The organism is Vibrio sp. 1249-1 (assembly GCF_033340495.1).
Window position 1 is genome coordinate 1 of sequence record NZ_JAWOWJ010000024.1, and the last position, 18668, is coordinate 18668.

The window sequence follows — 18668 nt, forward strand, 5'->3', positions numbered from 1 at the left end:
GGGTGTAGCTCCAATTGGCAGAGCAGCGGATTCCAAATCCGCGTGTTGGGAGTTCGAATCTCTCCACCCCTGCCATATATCAGGCTCTGACTTAAGTCAGAGCCTTTTTTGTATCTGGTTTCTTCTCATTATTACAGCTTATTTCGACTCTTATCCCGTAAGTATGGCTTTCTGCTGTACTTTGGCAGCATTTAATCTACTGAACGAAACTACTGTTAGCTGTAATGATCAGTGGCCCGAAATTTTAATAATAAAGGGGAATCACTATTTATATTTAGTTACACTCAACCGATCTGGATTAATGAGTAACTATGTATGGATATATCTCGTCGACGCTTTCTTCAATCTTCCTTAGCGATCTCTGCGCTTACCTTTCTGCCTGCATGTTCTCTATCTAAGAGCACTAACAAACAAGGTCAGCATATATACGATATCACTGCAGAGCCTTCTACTGCTGAATTGGTAACAGGGTTTGCGACGGATGTACTTGCCTTTAATGGTTCGATTCCAGCACCTACGATTCGATGTCGCCAAGGCGAGAAGGCTATAATTCGATTTACCAACAAGCTTTCAGAGCCGACTACAATCCACTGGCATGGCTTGCGAATCCCTATTGAAATGGATGGTGTCCCTTTCTTGAGCCAGCCGCCTATCATGCCGGGTGAAACATTCGTTTATGAATTTACACCACCAGATGCGGGCACATTTTGGTATCACCCACACATGAATAGTGTTAAGCAACTTGGTATGGGCTTAGTCGGGCTAATTGTCGTTGAAGAGGCAGAGCCTGTTCAGTTTGATGAAGAGCATGAAGTCGTCCTCAAGCATTGGCATTTAGACAAACAAGGTCAGTGGAAGAATCTTATGGTGCCGCGCATGAGTGCTCGTATGGGGACCCCCGGAGAGTGGAGTAGCGTTAATGGTGTTCATGAGCCTGTTTATATGCTGAAGCAGAATGCAACCACGCGACTAAGAATTGCTAATGTCGATAACACCATTACTTACCCGATAGCTATAGAAGGCGCAGAGGCTTGGGTTATTGCTATTGATGGTAATCCTGTTAAAACGCCTTATAAGCTCACTCAGCACAAAATTGGTCCGGGAATGAGGTTAGATGTCGGATTGATAGCTTCGAAGGCTGGAGAACGTGTTTATGTGCGTCAAATGAAAGGACGCTTCCCATTCCCTTTGTGTGAGTTCGAAGTTGTTGAGTCTGACCTGCCGAGCAATCAGAAACTGCCTTTATTGCCTCTAAACCCTGTGCCTGATCTTGATTTAGAAAATGCGGAACAAATTGATTATGTGTTTGAATGGGAGGGGGCGGTCACTCCTGCCGATAAATCGGGCAAAGCGATACCTAAGTTTTGGCTGATGAACAAACGAGCTTGGGAGGGAATGAGTAAAGATAACATTCCAGCGCCGCTTTCAACGTTGGAGCTCGGAAAAACCTATATCTTCAACCTTAAGAACGTCACCCAATATCATCATCCTATTCACCTTCATGGGCACACGTTTACTGTTCTTGAGTTAGATGGCAAAAAACTTGATGAGCCGTTTCATACCGATACGGTCTTACTTGGAAAAAATGGCAGTGCGAAAGCGGCATTTTTTGCAGATAACCCAGGGCGTTGGATGTACCATTGTCATGTGATTGAACACATGAAGACGGGTTTGATGGGTTACATCGAAGTAAAGTGACTCCTGTAACTTTTTAAATCTTGATAAGTTTTAAGCGCTATACTTTGCTGAATTCTAAGATTGTATAATCACTATTGCCGTAAATTTGATTACAATGTCGCCATTAACTTTTCTGGGGGAATTATGGGACAACTATCCGTTTTGGGTTTTATTGCATTGGGTGGCGCATTTGGTGCATGTTCTCGTTACTTAATTTCTGAACTTTGTGTGATGCTACTCGGTCGTGGCTTTCCGTACGGTACCTTGACCGTGAACGTGGTTGGCTCATTTATTATGGGTCTACTGATTGCTGCGTTTGAAACTGAGTTGATGGTCACTGACCCATGGCGTCAAATCATCGGTCTTGGTTTTTTGGGCGCATTAACCACATTCTCTACTTTCTCGATGGATAACGTGCTGCTTATGCAGCAGGGCGCTTTCTTTAAGATGGGATTGAACGTATTGCTGAATGTCGTGTTAAGCATTTCAGCTGCGTGGATTGGTTTCCAATTATTGATGCGTAGCTAGCAAAAATACTCAAATCTTAATCAGGTCGGCTTGGTTTAACCAAGCCGTTTTTATATACTGATTTTACTTGTCGGAGTGCCATAAGGCTGAGACCGTTAATTCGGGATCCGTTGAACCTGATCAGATTAGAATCTGCGAAGGGAACAAGAGAAGATATCTACACCAGGGTTCTATCTGGTCGACCTATCAAATAGTCGAATGTTGTTATAGACGAAGAGCACTCGCTCAACTTGTCCTTAATTCGATTCCTCTTGTCGCATCTATCCGCCAAGCATTTTTATCCCAATACTTTTTATCTAAGCATAACAAAGCAAGGAAAAATGCTATGTCGAGTCGCAAGCAAGCGAGACTGGAAGCAAAACAGTTCATTGATACACTCTCGGTACAACCGTACCCAAATTCAAGCAAAGTCTACGTAGAAGGTTCACGTCCTGATATTCGTGTGCCAATGCGTGAAATATCACTCGCTGATAGCCTTATTGGAGGCACAAAAGAAGCGCCCATTTTCGAGCCTAATGAGCCAGTACGTGTTTACGATACCTCGGGTGTATACACAGATCCAGAACACACCATAGACCTCTACAACGGCTTACCTAAGCTGAGAGAAAGGTGGATTGAAGAGCGTGCCGATACTGAACTACTCGATGAAGTAAGCTCGGTATACACCAAAGAACGCCTAGAAGATGAAACGCTAGACGATCTTCGTTACGGCAATCTACCACGTATTCGACGTGCCAAAGATGGGCAGTGCGTGACTCAATTGCACTATGCTCGCAAAGGCATTATCACCCCAGAAATGGAATATATCGCCCTACGTGAAAATATGGGGCGTGCTCAGTACCGCGATGAAGTGCTGAATCAACAACATCCGGGTCAAAGCTTCGGAGCGAATCTTCCAAAAGACATTACCGCCGAGTTTGTGCGTAAAGAAGTCGCCGAAGGTCGCGCGATTATCCCTTCTAATATTAACCACCCAGAATCCGAACCAATGATCATTGGGCGTAACTTTTTGGTCAAAGTGAACGCCAACATCGGTAACTCATCGGTCACTTCTTCGATTGAAGAAGAAGTAGAGAAGTTAGTATGGGCAACGCGCTGGGGTGGCGATACCGTTATGGATCTCTCTACTGGACGTAATATTCACGAAACTCGCGAGTGGATTCTACGTAACAGTCCGGTTCCTATCGGTACCGTACCAATGTATCAAGCGCTTGAGAAAGTGAATGGTGTGGCGGAAAACCTTAACTGGGAAGTGATGCGCGATACTCTGATTGAGCAAGCAGAGCAGGGCGTAGACTACTTCACTATCCATGCCGGTTTACTACTTCGTTATGTGCCAATGACTGCAAAACGCGTTACTGGCATTGTTTCTCGTGGTGGTTCTATCATCGCGAAATGGTGTTTAGCGCATCACCAAGAAAGCTTCTTATACACCCATTTTCGAGAGATCTGTGAAATCTGTGCTAAATACGATGTCGCACTATCTCTTGGTGATGGTCTGCGTCCTGGCTCGGTTGCTGATGCTAACGATGAAGCGCAATTTGCAGAGCTTCGTACCCTTGGTGAGTTAACCAAGATAGCGTGGGAATACGACGTACAGGTGATTATCGAAGGTCCTGGTCATGTTCCAATGCACATGATCAAAGAGAATATGGAAGAGCAGTTGGAGCACTGTCATGAAGCTCCTTTCTACACGCTTGGTCCGCTGACGACAGACGTCGCTCCTGGTTACGACCATATTACTTCAGGCATCGGTGCTGCCATGATCGGTTGGTATGGCTGTGCAATGCTTTGCTACGTAACGCCTAAAGAGCATCTTGGTTTACCAAACAAAGAAGACGTGAAAGTAGGCATGATCACTTACAAGCTTGCTGCTCATGCTGCTGATTTAGCGAAAGGGCACCCTGGTGCTCAAGTCCGTGATAATGCGCTTTCTAAAGCTCGCTTCGAGTTCCGCTGGGAAGACCAATTTAACTTGTCGCTCGACCCAGATACTGCACGCGCTTTCCATGATGAAACCTTGCCTCAAGAGTCTGGAAAAGTTGCTCACTTCTGTTCGATGTGTGGACCAAAGTTCTGCTCGATGAAGATCTCGCAAGAGGTACGAGAGTATGCGAAAGACACTGAGCAAGTTGCTGCGGACCAAGCTATATCGATCAAAATGCTGGATGATCCTCTTGAGGGGATGCGTCAGAAATCGCAAGAATTTAGAGATACAGGTTCTGAGCTATACCACCCAGCAGCACATGCCGAGGTGAGTGACTAATGAGCAAAATCCTTATTCCGTCATCATTGATTGAACTGACTGGTTTAGTTCAGCAATGTTTGTTGTTGGCGAAAGAACAGGGTTTTAGCATCGAAGACATCGAGTTGGGTGTGAGCCCAACTCAATCTATTCAGCTTGTTCGCGACCAACAGACCACACGCATAACGACAGATCTTACTGATGGTTATGACTCTGAGCATGAGACTTCATTTGTGCTCTATTACCGCTCTGCTTTATCGGTAGAAGCGTGTGCTAAGCAACCGTCGAAAGCGATTTATATTGGCATTGCTGATACGCAGGTATCCGATGAAAAGGAGAAAGTGCTTCAGCTTGATATCTGGCGTCACCCAATTAACAACGAAGTGAGAGCGCTTTCCGTTAAGTCCAAATTCAACGCAATGTTCGATCCTGAACATCACCTTGCTTGGATAGTAACGCTGACAGTACTCGATTTTCCTATCGAAGATGCGTTAACACTTACTCGAGGAATGCTAACTCAACAAGCGAATGTTTCACGTGAAACACTGTTGAATGACAACCTTAACGAGGAAAGATCTACTCAGTGGGCTGTCCAATTTGATGATTTCCCCACACCTGTACTGGAGGATAACCGACTAGGTATTCAAGTTGGTTGGTCTGCACAAGGCGAGAGCGTTAGCTTTCCAACTCTAACTAAGCAAAGTCTAGGGCTCTATCCAGTCGTTGATGATGTTGCTTGGATTGAGCGTCTACTGCCACTAGGCATCAACACTATTCAACTGCGAATCAAGAACCCACAACAAGCCGATTTAGAACAACAGATCATTCGAGCAATTGAGCTAGGTCGTCAGTATCAAGCACAAGTGTTTATCAATGACTACTGGCAGTTGGCAATCAAGCATGGCGCTTATGGCGTTCACCTAGGACAAGAAGACATAGAAGAATCGAATTTGGCTCAGCTAACTAAAGCGGGCATTCGTCTTGGTCTTTCTACTCATGGTTATTATGAGCTACTGCGCATCGTACAAATTCATCCTAGTTACATCGCGCTAGGGCATATTTTCCCAACCACCACTAAACAGATGCCATCGAAACCACAAGGTTTGGTGCGCTTGGCTCTGTATCAAAAGCTGATTGATAGCATTCCTTATACAAATACAGAGGCTGCTTTCCGTCCTGCAAAAGACAAAGCAGGTAGTGACTATGTACTTGGATTTCCGACGGTCGCAATTGGTGGTATTGACCAGTCTAATGCTGACCAAGTTTGGCAAACAGGTGTTTCTAGTTTGGCAGTTGTGCGAGCTATTACGTTGGCAGAATTACCTCAGTCCGTCATCGAGTTTTTTGCACAACTGATGAAGGAAAGACAGCTAACGTTTACTGATCAGATTAGTGAATTAGCGCATACCAAGAGAGGCGAGCATGCTCACGGATAAGCAGTTTCTTCGCTATCAACGTCAAGTCGCTCTGCCTGAAATTGCCGAAAGTGGGCAAGAGCGTTTGAGCAAATCGCATGTTCTGATCATCGGTTGTGGTGGGTTAGGGAGCGCAGCGAGTTTGTACTTGGCGTCAGCGGGTGTTGGTAAATTGGTTGTTGTTGATGACGATGAGGTTGATAGCAGTAACCTACAGCGTCAGATCATTTATCGTGAACAAGACCTCCAAGTTGCGAAAACAAAAGCGACTGTAAAGCAACTCACTGAACTTAATTCTATGGTTCAAATTCGTGCTCTCAATAAGCGATTAGACAAAGCACAGTTACAGCTTGAGGTGATGCTAGCGGATGTGGTGCTCGACTGCACCGATAACATGCCAACGCGCCAGCTAATTAACCAAGTTTGTTTCGAGCAAAATACGCCGCTCATCTCGGCGGCAGCAATTGGTTGGCAAGGGCAATTCGCTGTCTTTGATTACCAAACACCAAGTGAACAAGAAGCGCAGAGTAAAGCCTGTTACCGCTGTTTGTATCCGTTCGACGAATTACCGCAAACGCAAAAGTGCAGTGAGAGCGGTGTCGTCGGTCCGGTGGTGGGTACACTTGGCAACTACCAAGCGATAGCGGCAATTCAAAAACTGGCGACGGGAAAGTTTCATGTCGAGACTGCCAAGTTACACCTGTTCGATGGATTGAAGCTGCAATGGCAAACCATGGCGATAAGTAAAGACAAACAGTGCCAAGTGTGTGCTCAGATTTAGCTTATGAGTAATAGGCAGAATTAAGAGAGTTGGAAGCAATGACGTTATCAGGACAACAAACAACACAAATGACTGCAGCTGACTTAGATGTGATCACTATTGTCATCAATGACCAGTCACATCAAGTTGCCAGTGAGTCGAATCTACAGCAAATCATTAGTCAATTTGCGCTGCCTGAAATGGGCTGTGTTTTTGCAATTAATAACAATGTTGTGCCGCGCAGTGAGTGGGCTAGCACAGTTCTTTCACAGGGAGATAGCATCTCTTTGTTTCAAGCAATCGCAGGGGGTTAAAGTCGATGCTTAAAATTGGTGATAAACAATTCGAATCAAGACTGTTCACGGGAACAGGGAAGTTTGCCAACAGCCGATTAATGGCAGAAGCGATTCAAGTATCGGGTTCTCAACTTGCGACCATGGCGTTGAAGCGTGTGGATGTGAACGACCAACAAGACGATATCTTGTTGCCGTTAGTACAAGCGGGTGTGAACTTATTGCCGAACACTTCAGGTGCAAAGAATGCTAAAGATGCTGTGTTTGCTGCACAACTTGCGCGAGAAGCGTTAGGTACAAACTGGCTAAAACTAGAAATTCATCCAGACCCGAAGTACTTGATGCCCGATCCAATTGAGACACTTGCGGCCGCTGAACAACTGGTTCGTGAAGGCTTCATTGTTCTTCCTTACTGTCATGCTGACCCGGTTCTGTGTAAACGATTGGAAGAAGTAGGTTGTGCTGCGGTCATGCCATTAGGTGCACCGATCGGTTCCAACAAAGGGATAGTTTCTCACGATTTCCTAGAGATCATCATCGACCAAGCTAATGTTCCAGTGGTTGTCGATGCGGGTATTGGTGCTCCTTCACATGCCGCGCGTGCAATGGAAATGGGCGCGGATGCCGTGCTTGTTAATACCGCGATTGCGGCTTCGAGCGATCCTGTTGCGATGGCGAAGGCATTTAAGTTGGCGGTAGAGTCGGGGCGTATGGCTTATGAAGCCGGACTTGCTGGTAAGGTTTCTCATGCGGTTGCGTCGAGTCCACTGACGTCATTCCTAGATGAGCTTTAGCCCTAGATTGATTTAGCTAATAAGCGAGGAAAACATGAGCTTCGTTGAACAATTTAAGCAGCTTAATTGGGATGACATTTCGATGTCGATCTATGCGAAAACGGCAAAAGACGTCGAGCGAGCATTGAATAAACCCAAGCGTGATTTGGAAGACTTTAAAGCGCTAATTTCACCAGCGGCTGAAGCGTACTTAGAGCAAATGGCGCAGTTGTCATACTCGGCAACTCGCAAGCGTTTTGGCAATACCATGTCGCTTTATATTCCATTGTACCTTTCTAACTTGTGCGCCAATGCTTGTACTTATTGTGGCTTCTCGATGGAGAACAGAATCAAACGTCGTACCTTGAATCGGGACGAAGTGGTTGCAGAGGTCGAAGCAATCAAGCGCATGAAGTTTGATAGCGTATTGCTGGTGACTGGCGAACACGAAACCAAAGTGGGCATGAAATACTTCCGCGAAATGGTGCCGATGATTAAGCAACGTTTTAACTATTTAGCGATGGAAGTACAGCCACTTGATCAAGACGAATACGCTGAGCTCAAGACATTGGGTTTAGATGCGGTCATGGTCTATCAAGAAACGTATCACCCTTCGACTTACGCCGAGCACCATTTGCGTGGCAATAAGATGGATTTCGAATACCGATTGGATACACCCGATCGTCTTGCAAAATCGGGCATCGATAAGATCGGTATTGGCGCATTGATAGGGTTGGAAGAGTGGCGTACCGACTGCTTTTATGTGGCAGCGCACTTGGACTATCTTGAGCGCACGTATTGGCAGACTCGTTACTCAATTTCTTTCCCACGTTTACGTCCTTGTGAGGGCGCGCTACAACCCAAATCAGTCATGACGGATAAGCAACTTGTTCAGCTGATTTGCGCTTATCGTTTGTTGAATCCAGAAGTGGAGTTGTCATTATCGACTCGTGAATCACCAAAGTTCAGAGACAATGCATTACCGTTAGGTATCACCAGTATGTCTGCTGCATCTAAAACTCAGCCGGGTGGTTATGCGATGGATGATGTTGAACTCGAGCAGTTTGAGATCAGTGATGAGCGAAGTGCTGCTTCTGTGGAAGATATGATTCGAGCCAAAGGCTTTGATCCTGTATGGCGAGATTGGCACTCGGCGTATTCTGGTTAAGTAGCAAAGAAAGCCACTGGTCATCGTTATGTTTCACGTGAAACATAGGCAAAAAAAGAGGGTTGATGCAAAACATCAACCCTCTACTTTTTTCTAGCTTCTAGCTTCTAGCTTCTAGCTTCTAGCTTCTAGCTGTGTGCTACTGGTAGCGTTGCTTGACGAAGCCACTCTTTCACATCACCCTCAACAAGTGGGCTGATCTCATCCCATACCTTCTGATGGTAATCATTCAACCAAGCAAGCTCTGGACGAGTTAGCATATCAACGTTGATATTGCGCTTGTCGATTGGACAGCGTGTTAGCGACTCAAATGATAGAACAGGGAAGTCACCGTTAGTTGGGGTTTCAACAACAAGCTCTAGGTTCTCGATACGGATACCAAACGCATCCGCACGGTAGTAACCTGGCTCGTTGGATAGCACCATACCTTCTGTTAGAGGCACGTCGATTTGCTTCTTCGAAATGCTCGCCGGACCTTCATGAACACTTAGGAAGTGACCGACACCGTGACCAGTACCGTGATCGTAATCGTAGCCCTCCGCCCACAGGTGCTGACGAGCTAGCGTATCGATTTGGTAACCACGTGTGCCTTTCGGGAAACGTGCACGTGCAACACCGATGTGGCCTTTTAGCGCGAGAGTGAATTGTTTAATCATCTCTTGTGAAGGCTGACCGATCGCGATGGTACGCGTAATGTCTGTCGTGCCATCTAGGTACTGACCGCCTGAATCCACTAGGTAAAGTGTGTTCAGTTCTAGCTTGCCAGGTTCAGGTTGGTTCTCGTGATTATAGTGACACATCGCCGCGTTGCCACCTGCTGCCGAGATAGTATCGAAGCTAAGATCCATAAGTGTCGGGTCTTCGCTACGGAACGCTTCCAGTTTGTCTGCCAGCGTCGCTTCATCATGCAGGTTACCCGCAACGACTTCAGCATCTAACCAAGATAGGAACTTACTCATCGCTACGCCATCACGGATATGACATGCTTTCATGCCTGCGATTTCAACTGAGTTCTTCGCCGCTTTTGGCATTAGGCATGGGTCAGCTTTACTCACCACAGATGCGCCTGCGTTTTGAAGCACCAGCTTAAACCACGCGTTACTTGTCGCAGGGTCAACCAGTACATTCTTGCCAGTTAGGTTTTCTAGTCGTGCTTGCAATGCTTCTGGGTGATGAACCGTCACGCCGGCACCAACATGAGCGTCAAACTCAGCAGGTAGGCGAGCAGGATCTAGGAAGTATTCCACGCTTGAGTCTGAGTGCAGAATCGCGTGAGAAAGCAGAACTGGTAGACGTGATACATCAAGACCACGAACGTTGAGTAACCAACAGATAGAATCAAGTGCTGTGATCACTGCGCTGTCTGCACCGGCTTTTTTCACGAGCTCTGCGATTTCTTGGCGTTTGCTTTCACTTGACTGACCAACTGCTTCTGTTGCCATTAGGCGAACATCAGAAACCACAGGAGCAGGGCGGTCGTGCCACAGTTCATCAATTGGGTTGCTATCGAGAATCTTAAGCTCAAGTGCGCCAGCAAGTTTTGCTTGTGCCATGTCTAGCCAAGCAGCGTTGTGCATGCGAGGGTCGATTGCCACAGACGCGCCATTTGCAAGATGGTCTTTAATCCAATCTAGTGCAGGCTCTTCAATCAAGTGACGGTATTCGAATAGATCAGCAGGAACCTGCTTTGTTACTTGTACTGTGTAGCGACCATCAACAAAGATAGCGGCTTTGTCTTTGGTGATTACCGCAGCACCAGCAGAACCAGTAAAGCCAGTTAGCCAATGTAAACGCTCGTTGTGCGCTGGTACGTATTCACCCAAGTACTCGTCTTCATGAGGGACAAGTAGGGCATCAATATTATGTTGTGCTAGCCATTCGCGAATTGCATTCACGCGGCTTTGGGTATCGTTGTGCATCTGTGTTATTCCTTCAAATTACCGCTCCTTCATGCTCAGGTGTGGGAGCTGTTTCCATCTGCTTCATGCAGTTTACGATTCCATTGAGGTTCGCAATCACTTCAATAGAGTCGGAGTACAACTAGGCCATAGATGAGCCAAAAAGGACTACGACAGTTAAGCTACTCATTTTAGCCGCTAAGCGCAAATTGAGTGCGGTGTTTTTATCTAAGGTGATCGGTTTTTTGTGTGATCATCGTACGTAGCCAGCCTAATGCAGGGTCGTTTTCTCTATCTCGGTGCCAGAATAAAGTGTAAGCCATAGGTGGGAATTCTAACGGTAGTGGCAGCACGACCAAATCAAGCTGTTTGGCCGCAAGTTGCACAAAATGACTTGGCGCAGTAAAGATAAAGTCGGTGTATGAACATAAACTTGCGGCACTGTTAAAGTCGGGCACGGTGACGGCAATATCGCGGTCGGCGCCAATATCTGCAAGGCGATAATCCAGCAACCAACGGTCGTTGCCATCACAACGTACTTGTACATGGCGTAGGGCGAGATAGGCTTCCAGATTCCAAGGTTGTTTTAGCGCAGGGTGGTTTTTGCGAATGATGCACATTTGGTAATCACGATAAATTTCCAACTCGCAAATGTCATCGGGTGGTTGAAGAGTCAGCTTGGCATCGTTTATATCGATATCTTTTCCAGTTAAGCCTAAATCCAGTTCGCCGCGTTGAAGCATTTTAAATGTATTATCCGACCACGGGTGTGTGCTAATTGTCACGCCAGGTGCTTGTTGAAAAATCGCCGGTAAGAAATGGGGTAGAATGAGAGGGTAGACACTCTCTACCGCTGCTATTTGAAAACGGTATTCGCTGCTTTGCGGAGAAAACTCTTCGGGTTGAGTCAGCACTTCTAACTGATTTATCAACAGATCCAGTTTCGGTTTAAGAAACAATGCGCGCGGCGTAGGTGTTAATCCATGTGAGTTTCGAGTGAAAAGCGGGTCATCAAATTGAATGCGCAGTTTAGCCAGTGATTTACTTACGGCGGATTGGCTTAAGCACAATCGGTGGGCCGCACGAGTAACGTTTAACTCTTCAATCAGCACTTTAAAGCAGACCAATAGATTTAAATCGATACGAGCCAGTTTTTCGACGTTCACAGTGAATTTCCTCTGAGGAATAATGCTCATGATTATACATCATTTCCATTCATATCATCAGATGATTAAGCTTTACCCAAAGTTCTTTATCCAATTCGGAGTGTTGTGTGTCTAGCCAGTTTTCTAATAGTAAAAAACAGATGGCGTTATTGACCCTTTTGGTTCTTTTCAGTCCTTTAGCGATTGATATTTATCTACCTGCTTTACCTCTTATTGCTTCCACTTTTCAGGTCGATAATGCGCTAGCACAAGACACGATCACTTGGTTCTTATTTGCTATGGGTGTTGGTCAGCTATTCGCAGGTCCCCTAGCAGATAAACTCGGACGTCGAACTGTTGCACTGGGCGGTATCACCATTTACGCGATGAGCGCTTTATTGGCGTGGAGTGCTCAAAATATTGAGTGGATGTTGGTTTCCCGACTGCTACAAGGCTTAGGTGCGTGTGCGACATCGGTAGCAGCCTTTGCAACAGTTCGCGATATCTTTGGCCCGGAAAAAAGCGGCAAAATGATCAGCTACCTTAACGGTGCGATTTGTTTCATTCCGGCTTTAGCTCCAATTCTAGGTAGCTGGTTAACTCAGCAATTTGACTGGCGTGCTAACTTTAGCTTTATGGCGGGTTTTGCTGTGGTGTCTGGATCATTAATGTTTTTCATGATGAAAGAGACTAACCCGTCAACAGAAAAGCAAGCCGTGTTTAAGCTTAGTCGGTATTGGGCAGTGCTTAGCACACCATCTTTTGTTTTCCATGCGTCATTATGCTTGATGGCGATGGCGGTTATTCTTGCTTACGTTACCTCAGCACCGTCGGTATTGATGACGGGGATGGGGCTGTCGATGAATGAATTCACTTTCTGGTTTGGTGTAAATGCGGTGATAAACATTGCGGCATGTATGCTGGCGCCTAAGTTTATGGAGCGCGTTGGAACTCACAACACCTTGGTCACCGGGATCTCAACTCTGGGCCTCGCAGGTGTGATCATGCTAGTGATGAATGGTCAGAATACCGCGCTTTCTTTCATGCTACCTATCTTCATGTCTTCTGTAGGTTTTGCATTCATTCTGGGTGCAGCGGCAGGGAAAGCGTTAGAACCGTTTGGTGATAAGGCGGGCACGGCAGCTGCACTGCTTGGATTGTTCCAAATGAGTGGCTCTGGTTTGCTGGTGGGTACACTGCAACGCTTATCTCTGGATCCACAAACCTTGATCGCAATTCATATGTGGGTCCTATTACCTGCGTTGGTCGTTCTGTTTACAAAAGCAGGGAAGAACTGGCACTCGAGCTTTGCGAAAGCGTAAATCAGTGTAATTTAGTATTTTCCAATGTAAGTAAGGCGTGTATATTTGTCACTCAGACTTTTCCTGACACCATAACGGAACTCAAAAAGTAATGTCGTTAACCACGTATGAAATGGCTCGTATTCTAGAGCAAATGGAAGATTCACCAGAAAAGGTGATGTTTGGCAAGTTGCTTAATGAGCTGGGTAATCAAAGCTCCGAGCGTATTCGTAGTGCGGCTAAACAAGTACCTCTGCCAATTTTGCGTGATATCGTGTACCAATTTCAGCAAGTGATTGAGTCACGCAAAGATGAACAAGTCGAGCAGATGGCAAAAGACCTCGCTCAGCAAGGTATCTCAGCAGAAGAGCTACTGGCTTACTTGAATAAATAATAAAAAATCCCCGCATGATGCGGGGATTTTTTTAGCTCGTCATTTTCTTTTTCAGGATGTGGTCCAAAGACAGCGGTCCTGGCCCCCATACGATTATGATAAGAATCATCAATCCCCAAAGTTGGTGGTCATAAAAACCTTTCTCCCACAACAGTGGGTAAGAGATCACTGCGATGATGTTGAACACAAACAGCATTGCTGCCATCGGGCGGGTAATCAATCCTAGTGCCAAGAACACCGGTAGAACCAACTCCGCAGCCGTACCTAAATAAGCCGCCAATTCCCATGGCAAGATTGGCACTTGGTATTCCAGCTCAAATAAGTACAGCGTGCTATCCCAAGATGAGATTTTGATTAGTCCTGAATTGAAGAACACCCAAGCAACCCAAAAGCGGCAAAAGAGAAGTAGTAAAGGGACAAAGCCAGCTTGTAAGGTACTGATTAAATCGTCGTACCGATTCACTAAGTTTTTAACCGTATCCGTCATAGAGTGCTCCTTAGATTGATTGCAATGTAAAGCCGTCAACAATATCGAGTGCCATGATGCGATTGAGATGAGCGAGTAAAACTTCAGGTATTTCGCTCAAACTCTGCTTCTGCTCTAAACATTGCAGCAGTTGGAACACATCAGCATCGAGTGCGTGACACAAGGCTTCTCCATTGGCTTGAATCGAGATGACACCTTGCTGTAATTGGTTGATATTAAGTTGTTCGAATTGCCCAGTTTGAATCGCGCTAAATAGATCGAATACTGCGTAGTTGGAGTCAAAGCTGCGGCAGCCCTTTTTAAGGTGTAAGATTAAAGTGGGTTGTTGCTCTTCACTCACTTCGCCAAGTAACGCAAGCGGTTTTAATTCCGCTGCATTGGATTGCTCATACTGTGCTTGACGAGCTAGGTCGATATGCCACTCGAAGCGTGCGACTTCAGGGCTGTAAGGTGCTTGTGCGATCACCTGACTGAACTGCATGATGGTGTCTTGAAAGCCTTCGCCATAATGCACCACATTTCCTTCTTCTAATGGGTAAGAAAGAACATGCTGGCGAGCTATCTGTTCAAAGCATTCTTCACCAAGCAGCGCTTCAACCATCGGGTAGGTCGCGGATAATACCTCGCTTAAGCTGACGATAAAGTTATTGCGGTAAATCTGCATGCGTTCATCAGCGGTAAACGTATCACTGGCAATATCGCAATCTTCGCCGAGTGCTTGATAGTGTAGGGCTTTAGCAAACTGGCTTTGTAAGGTGGCTAGATTCATGATGCCTTCCTTGGTTCGCTTTGTTCACTTGGAAGTGTGCCTTGCAACAGTAGTTGCGATGCTTTCTGTGCTTCTCCTAATAAGACTTCTGGCGCGGGGATATCCAAATCCCATTCAATCAACGTATGACGTGGACCGTGTTTTTTTGTCCACTGTGAAAACAACTGCCAAACTTCATCGCTAACTGGGCGGCTATGGGTATCAATCCATATCTCACCTTTGTCGAGTTGTTTAATGGTAAAACCTGCCAAGTGAATCTCATCCACTTTGTCGGCTGGAATCGCATCTAGGTATGTGTCGCAATCAAAACCGTGGTTGAACGCCGAAACATAAACATTGTTTAAATCGAGCAATAAACGACAGTCAGTGCGCTTTTGCACTTCGGTAAGAAACTCCCATTCGCTGATGGTCGAATGTTGAAACTTCACATAACTAGATGGGTTCTCTATCAAGATCTCGCGTTGCAAATATTCCTGCACTTCATTCACGTTACGAGTGAACACGTTGAGCGCTTCTTCCGTATACGGAAGTGGAAGCAGGTCATTAAAGTAGTGACCGCCGTTTTCACTCCAACTTGAATGGTCAGAAACAAGAATTGGGTCGATTGAGTCAATCAGTGATTTAAGTTGCGCAAGATGCTTTTGACTAACACGTTCTACCGAGCCCAGCGACAAACCAATACCGTGGCAGCTAATTTGATATTGCTCGCGAAGCGTTTGTAGCTGATGGCGCTCTGTTGCATTGGGTTGGAAATAGTTTTCACTGTGGATTTCTAACCAAGACAACTCGGGTTGGTTTTGGCTAAAGTAATCGAGGTGAGGGGTTCTTAATCCAACTCCAACAAGGTCGTGGAAGGTGTGGTGTTTCACGTGAAACTCCTTTTCAAATCGTGCGGGAAGAGAAGGATGCGTCTTGGCTTTGCGTTGGTTGAGCGTCAACGCATCCTCACAATAGCTAGCGATAAAAGATTATGAAGAAGAAGTGCTACCGCCAGCGAGTTTGTCACAAAGACCTTTTGGTACGACTACGAATGCGTCTTTTTGGTTATCTTCTTTAGAAGTACCAGCGCATGAGCTGCTTTTTGTTGCACAGTCGTTTTTACCTGCTTTAGAAACGCCATAGCACTTTTCTTTTTCAGCAGCGACAGCTGGAGCTGCAGTTAGCATTGTGCCACCAAGAGCTAGAAGACCAGTAACAGCAGCAGTAACAGCTAGATTCGACTTTTTCATAATAAATTCCTCTGAATGATTTCCTTTACTTTAAGTTGGCAAGATGAATCGCCTGTTTTGGCGTTTTTGTTATCAACTTGCTTAACTTAAAAGATAGGAAACTGGCTAAAAAACTTTCAGAAAAATTTCTGAAGTAAATAGGTTTGTAGGGTCAAATAGGTATAACTAATTGATGTGTTGGGCAAAAAAACATCGATTTTTTTATCAAGTTTTGTCTAAACAGCACCCGGTTGTTTAGGTTATAATCGGTTTTTATGTATAAATAACCAGTAGCTCTCATCATGATGGATCCATCTCTATTACTCGACGGTTTGAACGATAAACAACGTGAAGCCGTTGCAGCACCTCTAGAAAACTTGCTCGTTCTTGCTGGCGCAGGAAGTGGTAAGACACGCGTTCTTGTTCACCGTATCGCTTGGCTGATGTCGGTCGAGCAAGCTTCTCCGTTTTCAATTATGTCGGTAACCTTTACCAATAAGGCGGCGGCAGAGATGCGTGGACGTATCGAAGAGCTAATGATGGGCAGTGCAGGCGGTATGTGGAATGGTACTTTCCACGGCATTTGTCACCGTATTCTGCGTGCACACTATCTTGATGCGAAGCTACCGGAAGATTTCCAAATCATTGACAGTGACGACCAACAGCGTCTACTAAAGCGTTTGATTAAAGCGCAAAACCTCGATGAGAAGCAGTGGCCGGCACGCCAAGTGGCATGGTGGATTAACGGTAAGAAAGACGAAGGTCTGCGCCCGTCGCACATTGATGCGTACCATGATCCAGTAACCAAGACATATCTACAGTTGTACACCGCTTACCAAGAAGCGTGTGATCGTGCTGGTTTAGTCGATTTTGCGGAAATCTTGCTGCGCGCACATGAGCTACTGCGTGATAACAAGTTCGTCCGTGAACACTACCAAGCACGCTTTAAGCATATCTTGGTGGACGAGTTCCAAGATACCAACAACATTCAATATGCTTGGCTACGTATGATGGCGGGTCCTGAGTGTCACGTGATGATCGTAGGTGATGACGACCAGTCGATTTATGGTTGGCGTGGTGCAAAAGTCGAGAATATTGAGAAGTTTACGCTCGAATTCCCAAGCGTAAATACCATTCGTCTTGAGCAAAACTACCGTTCAACCAAGACCATTCTGGAAGCATCTAACACCCTGATTGCGAATAACACCGAGCGTATGGGTAAAGAGTTGTGGACGGATGGCGTGGTCGGTGAGCCTATCTCGGTTTACAGCGCTTACAACGAATTAGATGAAGCCCGTTTTGCGGTGAACAAAATCAAAGAGTGGCAAGACAAGGGCGGTGCTCTGAATGACGCTGCGATGCTTTACCGTAACAACGCCCAGTCGCGTGTTCTGGAAGAAGCGTTAATTCAAGCCGGTCTGCCTTACCGTATCTACGGCGGCATGCGATTCTTCGAACGTCAGGAAATCAAAGATGCCTTGAGCTACATGCGTCTGATTGCCAACCGTAACGATGATGCGGCGTTTGAACGTGTGGTGAATACGCCAACGCGTGGTTTGGGCGATAAGACGCTTGAAACCATCCGCTTTGCGGCTCGTGATCGTGGTTGCACCATGTGGGAAGCGAGTGTGGCAATGTTGGACGAGAAGGTGCTTGCTGGTCGCGCTGCTGGTGCTCTGAGCCGTTTTATCGAGCTTGTCACCGCGCTAGAAGACGACACCTTAGAGATGCCGCTGCATCACCAAACTGACCATGTAATTAAATACTCGGGCTTGTTCGCGATGTACGAGCAAGAGAAGGGTGAAAAGTCTAAGGCACGTATTGAGAACTTGGAGGAATTGGTGACCGCAACTCGCCAATTCGAGAAACCAGAAGAAGCCGAAGACATGTCACTGCTGACGGCATTCCTAACCCACGCAGCACTAGAAGCGGGCGAAGGACAAGCGGACGAATTTGAAGATGCGGTTCAGCTCATGACATTACACAGTGCGAAAGGTCTAGAGTTCCCATTGGTGTTTATGGTCGGTGTGGAAGAAGGCATGTTCCCAAGCCAAATGTCGGCAGAAGAAGCAGGGCGCTTAGAAGAAGAACGCCGTCTGTGTTACGTAGGCATGACCCGTGCAATGCAGAAACTGTACATCACTTATGCTGAAATGCGTCGTTTGTACGGTCAGGATAAATACCATAAACCGTCTCGCTTTATCCGTGAACTGCCAGAAACTTGTTTAGATGAAGTACGAATGAAGGCGCAAGTTAGCCGTCCTTCAAGCAGTGGTCGATTTAGCCAAACTGTTGTGAAAGAGAGCTTTAATGAAACCGGCTTTACGCTAGGTTCTCGTGTGATGCATCCAAAGTTTGGTGAAGGCACCATCATCAACTTCGAAGGCAGTGGTCCACAGAGCCGTGTACAGATTGCCTTTAACGGTGAAGGCATCAAATGGTTGGTAACTGCTTACGCACGACTAGAGAAACTGTAAGGTTTGACCAAAACTCATACCAATCGTAGTAAATAACTGGTCATTCTAGCTTGTTAAAATACTCGATAACTGCGTTGCAATTTTTGATTGTAGAATAACTACTTATCGAAAAATTGCGCCTTGTTCTCAA

At 46.0% G+C, this 18668-nt stretch carries 17 protein-coding genes and 1 riboswitch; of the genes, 11 read left to right on the forward strand and 6 right to left on the reverse strand.

The window, feature by feature from the left end; all coding sequences use genetic code 11:
* The first annotated feature begins 315 nt into the window (after nt 1-315).
* The 8 genes from R7Z50_RS22905 (at nt 316) to thiH (ending at nt 8859) form a co-directional block, all read left to right on the forward strand.
* On the forward strand, nt 316-1698 hold the full coding sequence (locus R7Z50_RS22905) for a multicopper oxidase family protein (RefSeq protein ID WP_318149267.1): 1383 nt from the start codon (nt 316-318) through the stop codon (nt 1696-1698).
* A gap of 123 nt (nt 1699-1821) precedes the next feature.
* Nucleotides 1822-2205 (forward strand): fluoride efflux transporter CrcB, encoded by a 384-nt coding sequence (crcB, locus tag R7Z50_RS22910; RefSeq protein WP_005430379.1) that lies wholly within the window; start codon nt 1822-1824, stop codon nt 2203-2205.
* A gap of 61 nt (nt 2206-2266) precedes the next feature.
* Nucleotides 2267-2365: riboswitch (TPP riboswitch) on the forward strand.
* A 165-nt stretch (nt 2366-2530) separates the two neighbouring features.
* Entirely contained in the window at nt 2531-4471 is a 1941-nt protein-coding gene (gene thiC, locus R7Z50_RS22915) for a phosphomethylpyrimidine synthase ThiC (RefSeq protein ID WP_318149268.1), read from the forward strand.
* Entirely contained in the window at nt 4471-5886 is a 1416-nt protein-coding gene (locus R7Z50_RS22920) for a thiamine phosphate synthase (RefSeq protein ID WP_318149269.1), read from the forward strand. Before thiC ends, R7Z50_RS22920 begins: the two co-directional genes overlap by 1 nt.
* Complete coding sequence (thiF, locus tag R7Z50_RS22925; RefSeq protein ID WP_318149270.1) at nt 5873-6646, forward strand: thiazole biosynthesis adenylyltransferase ThiF; 774 nt, start codon at nt 5873-5875, stop codon at nt 6644-6646. The genes R7Z50_RS22920 and thiF overlap by 14 nt, the downstream gene beginning before the upstream one ends.
* Before the next feature lie 38 nt (nt 6647-6684).
* Nucleotides 6685-6939, forward strand: a complete 255-nt coding sequence (gene thiS, locus R7Z50_RS22930; protein ID WP_318149271.1) for a sulfur carrier protein ThiS — start codon at nt 6685-6687, stop codon at nt 6937-6939.
* Nucleotides 6940-6944: 5 nt separating this feature from the next.
* Nucleotides 6945-7712 carry a thiazole synthase gene (locus R7Z50_RS22935; protein ID WP_005397059.1) on the forward strand — a complete coding sequence of 256 codons (768 nt, stop codon included), beginning with the start codon at nt 6945-6947 and terminating at the stop codon, nt 7710-7712.
* Between the two features lie 34 nt (nt 7713-7746).
* Nucleotides 7747-8859 (forward strand): 2-iminoacetate synthase ThiH, encoded by a 1113-nt coding sequence (gene thiH, locus R7Z50_RS22940; protein WP_065274962.1) that lies wholly within the window; start codon nt 7747-7749, stop codon nt 8857-8859.
* A gap of 128 nt (nt 8860-8987) precedes the next feature.
* On the opposite strand, the gene R7Z50_RS22945 is transcribed toward thiH, so the two are convergent.
* The gene (locus tag R7Z50_RS22945) at nt 8988-10778 is read right to left on the reverse strand and encodes an aminopeptidase P family protein (protein ID WP_065274961.1); all 1791 of its coding nucleotides are present in this window, start codon (nt 10776-10778) and stop codon (nt 8988-8990) included.
* Between the two features lie 203 nt (nt 10779-10981).
* Nucleotides 10982-11923 (reverse strand): LysR family transcriptional regulator, encoded by a 942-nt coding sequence (locus R7Z50_RS22950; RefSeq protein ID WP_005378791.1) that lies wholly within the window; start codon nt 11921-11923, stop codon nt 10982-10984.
* 107 nt (nt 11924-12030) lie between these two features.
* Here R7Z50_RS22950 and R7Z50_RS22955 point away from each other — a divergent pair, with 107 nt between their 5' ends.
* Both R7Z50_RS22955 and R7Z50_RS22960 read left to right on the forward strand, forming a co-directional pair.
* Nucleotides 12031-13224 (forward strand): multidrug effflux MFS transporter, encoded by a 1194-nt coding sequence (locus R7Z50_RS22955; protein WP_005382927.1) that lies wholly within the window; start codon nt 12031-12033, stop codon nt 13222-13224.
* 91 nt (nt 13225-13315) lie between these two features.
* Entirely contained in the window at nt 13316-13597 is a 282-nt protein-coding gene (locus R7Z50_RS22960; protein ID WP_005378786.1) for a hypothetical protein, read from the forward strand.
* Nucleotides 13598-13628: 31 nt separating this feature from the next.
* Here R7Z50_RS22960 and R7Z50_RS22965 read toward each other — a convergent pair whose 3' ends face one another.
* From R7Z50_RS22965 to R7Z50_RS22980, 4 genes are all read right to left on the reverse strand, one after another.
* Nucleotides 13629-14084, reverse strand: coding sequence for a DoxX family protein (locus R7Z50_RS22965; RefSeq protein ID WP_047102549.1), 456 nt, complete (start codon nt 14082-14084; stop codon nt 13629-13631).
* 10 nt (nt 14085-14094) lie between these two features.
* Nucleotides 14095-14853 carry a DNA-binding domain-containing protein gene (locus tag R7Z50_RS22970; protein ID WP_054866613.1) on the reverse strand — a complete coding sequence of 253 codons (759 nt, stop codon included), beginning with the start codon at nt 14851-14853 and terminating at the stop codon, nt 14095-14097.
* A complete protein-coding gene (locus tag R7Z50_RS22975; protein ID WP_318149272.1) occupies nt 14850-15722 on the reverse strand; it encodes a DUF692 domain-containing protein in 873 nt (290 codons plus the stop codon). The genes R7Z50_RS22970 and R7Z50_RS22975 overlap by 4 nt, the downstream gene beginning before the upstream one ends.
* A 99-nt stretch (nt 15723-15821) precedes the next feature.
* Nucleotides 15822-16082: a DUF2282 domain-containing protein gene (locus R7Z50_RS22980; RefSeq protein ID WP_005378779.1), complete on the reverse strand. Its 261-nt coding sequence runs from the start codon at nt 16080-16082 to the stop codon at nt 15822-15824.
* A 281-nt stretch (nt 16083-16363) separates the two neighbouring features.
* Here R7Z50_RS22980 and uvrD point away from each other — a divergent pair, with 281 nt between their 5' ends.
* On the forward strand, nt 16364-18538 hold the full coding sequence (uvrD, locus tag R7Z50_RS22985; RefSeq protein ID WP_005378778.1) for a DNA helicase II: 2175 nt from the start codon (nt 16364-16366) through the stop codon (nt 18536-18538).
* The last annotated feature ends 130 nt before the right edge of the window (nt 18539-18668 follow it).

Bases quoted from the DNA above. Each gene is read 5' to 3' on its own strand.
- R7Z50_RS22905 (WP_318149267.1), top strand. From the start codon at position 316: ATGGATATATCTCGTCGACGCTTTCTTCAATCTTCCTTAGCGATCTCT.
- crcB (WP_005430379.1), top strand. From the start codon at position 1,822: ATGGGACAACTATCCGTTTTGGGTTTTATTGCATTGGGTGGCGCATTT.
- thiC (WP_318149268.1), top strand. From the start codon at position 2,531: ATGTCGAGTCGCAAGCAAGCGAGACTGGAAGCAAAACAGTTCATTGAT.
- R7Z50_RS22920 (WP_318149269.1), top strand. From the start codon at position 4,471: ATGAGCAAAATCCTTATTCCGTCATCATTGATTGAACTGACTGGTTTA.
- thiF (WP_318149270.1), top strand. From the start codon at position 5,873: ATGCTCACGGATAAGCAGTTTCTTCGCTATCAACGTCAAGTCGCTCTG.
- thiS (WP_318149271.1), top strand. From the start codon at position 6,685: ATGACGTTATCAGGACAACAAACAACACAAATGACTGCAGCTGACTTA.
- R7Z50_RS22935 (WP_005397059.1), top strand. From the start codon at position 6,945: ATGCTTAAAATTGGTGATAAACAATTCGAATCAAGACTGTTCACGGGA.
- thiH (WP_065274962.1), top strand. From the start codon at position 7,747: ATGAGCTTCGTTGAACAATTTAAGCAGCTTAATTGGGATGACATTTCG.
- R7Z50_RS22945 (WP_065274961.1), bottom strand. From the start codon at position 10,778: ATGCACAACGATACCCAAAGCCGCGTGAATGCAATTCGCGAATGGCTA.
- R7Z50_RS22960 (WP_005378786.1), top strand. From the start codon at position 13,316: ATGTCGTTAACCACGTATGAAATGGCTCGTATTCTAGAGCAAATGGAA.
- R7Z50_RS22965 (WP_047102549.1), bottom strand. From the start codon at position 14,084: ATGACGGATACGGTTAAAAACTTAGTGAATCGGTACGACGATTTAATC.
- R7Z50_RS22970 (WP_054866613.1), bottom strand. From the start codon at position 14,853: ATGAATCTAGCCACCTTACAAAGCCAGTTTGCTAAAGCCCTACACTAT.
- R7Z50_RS22980 (WP_005378779.1), bottom strand. From the start codon at position 16,082: ATGAAAAAGTCGAATCTAGCTGTTACTGCTGCTGTTACTGGTCTTCTA.
- uvrD (WP_005378778.1), top strand. From the start codon at position 16,364: ATGATGGATCCATCTCTATTACTCGACGGTTTGAACGATAAACAACGT.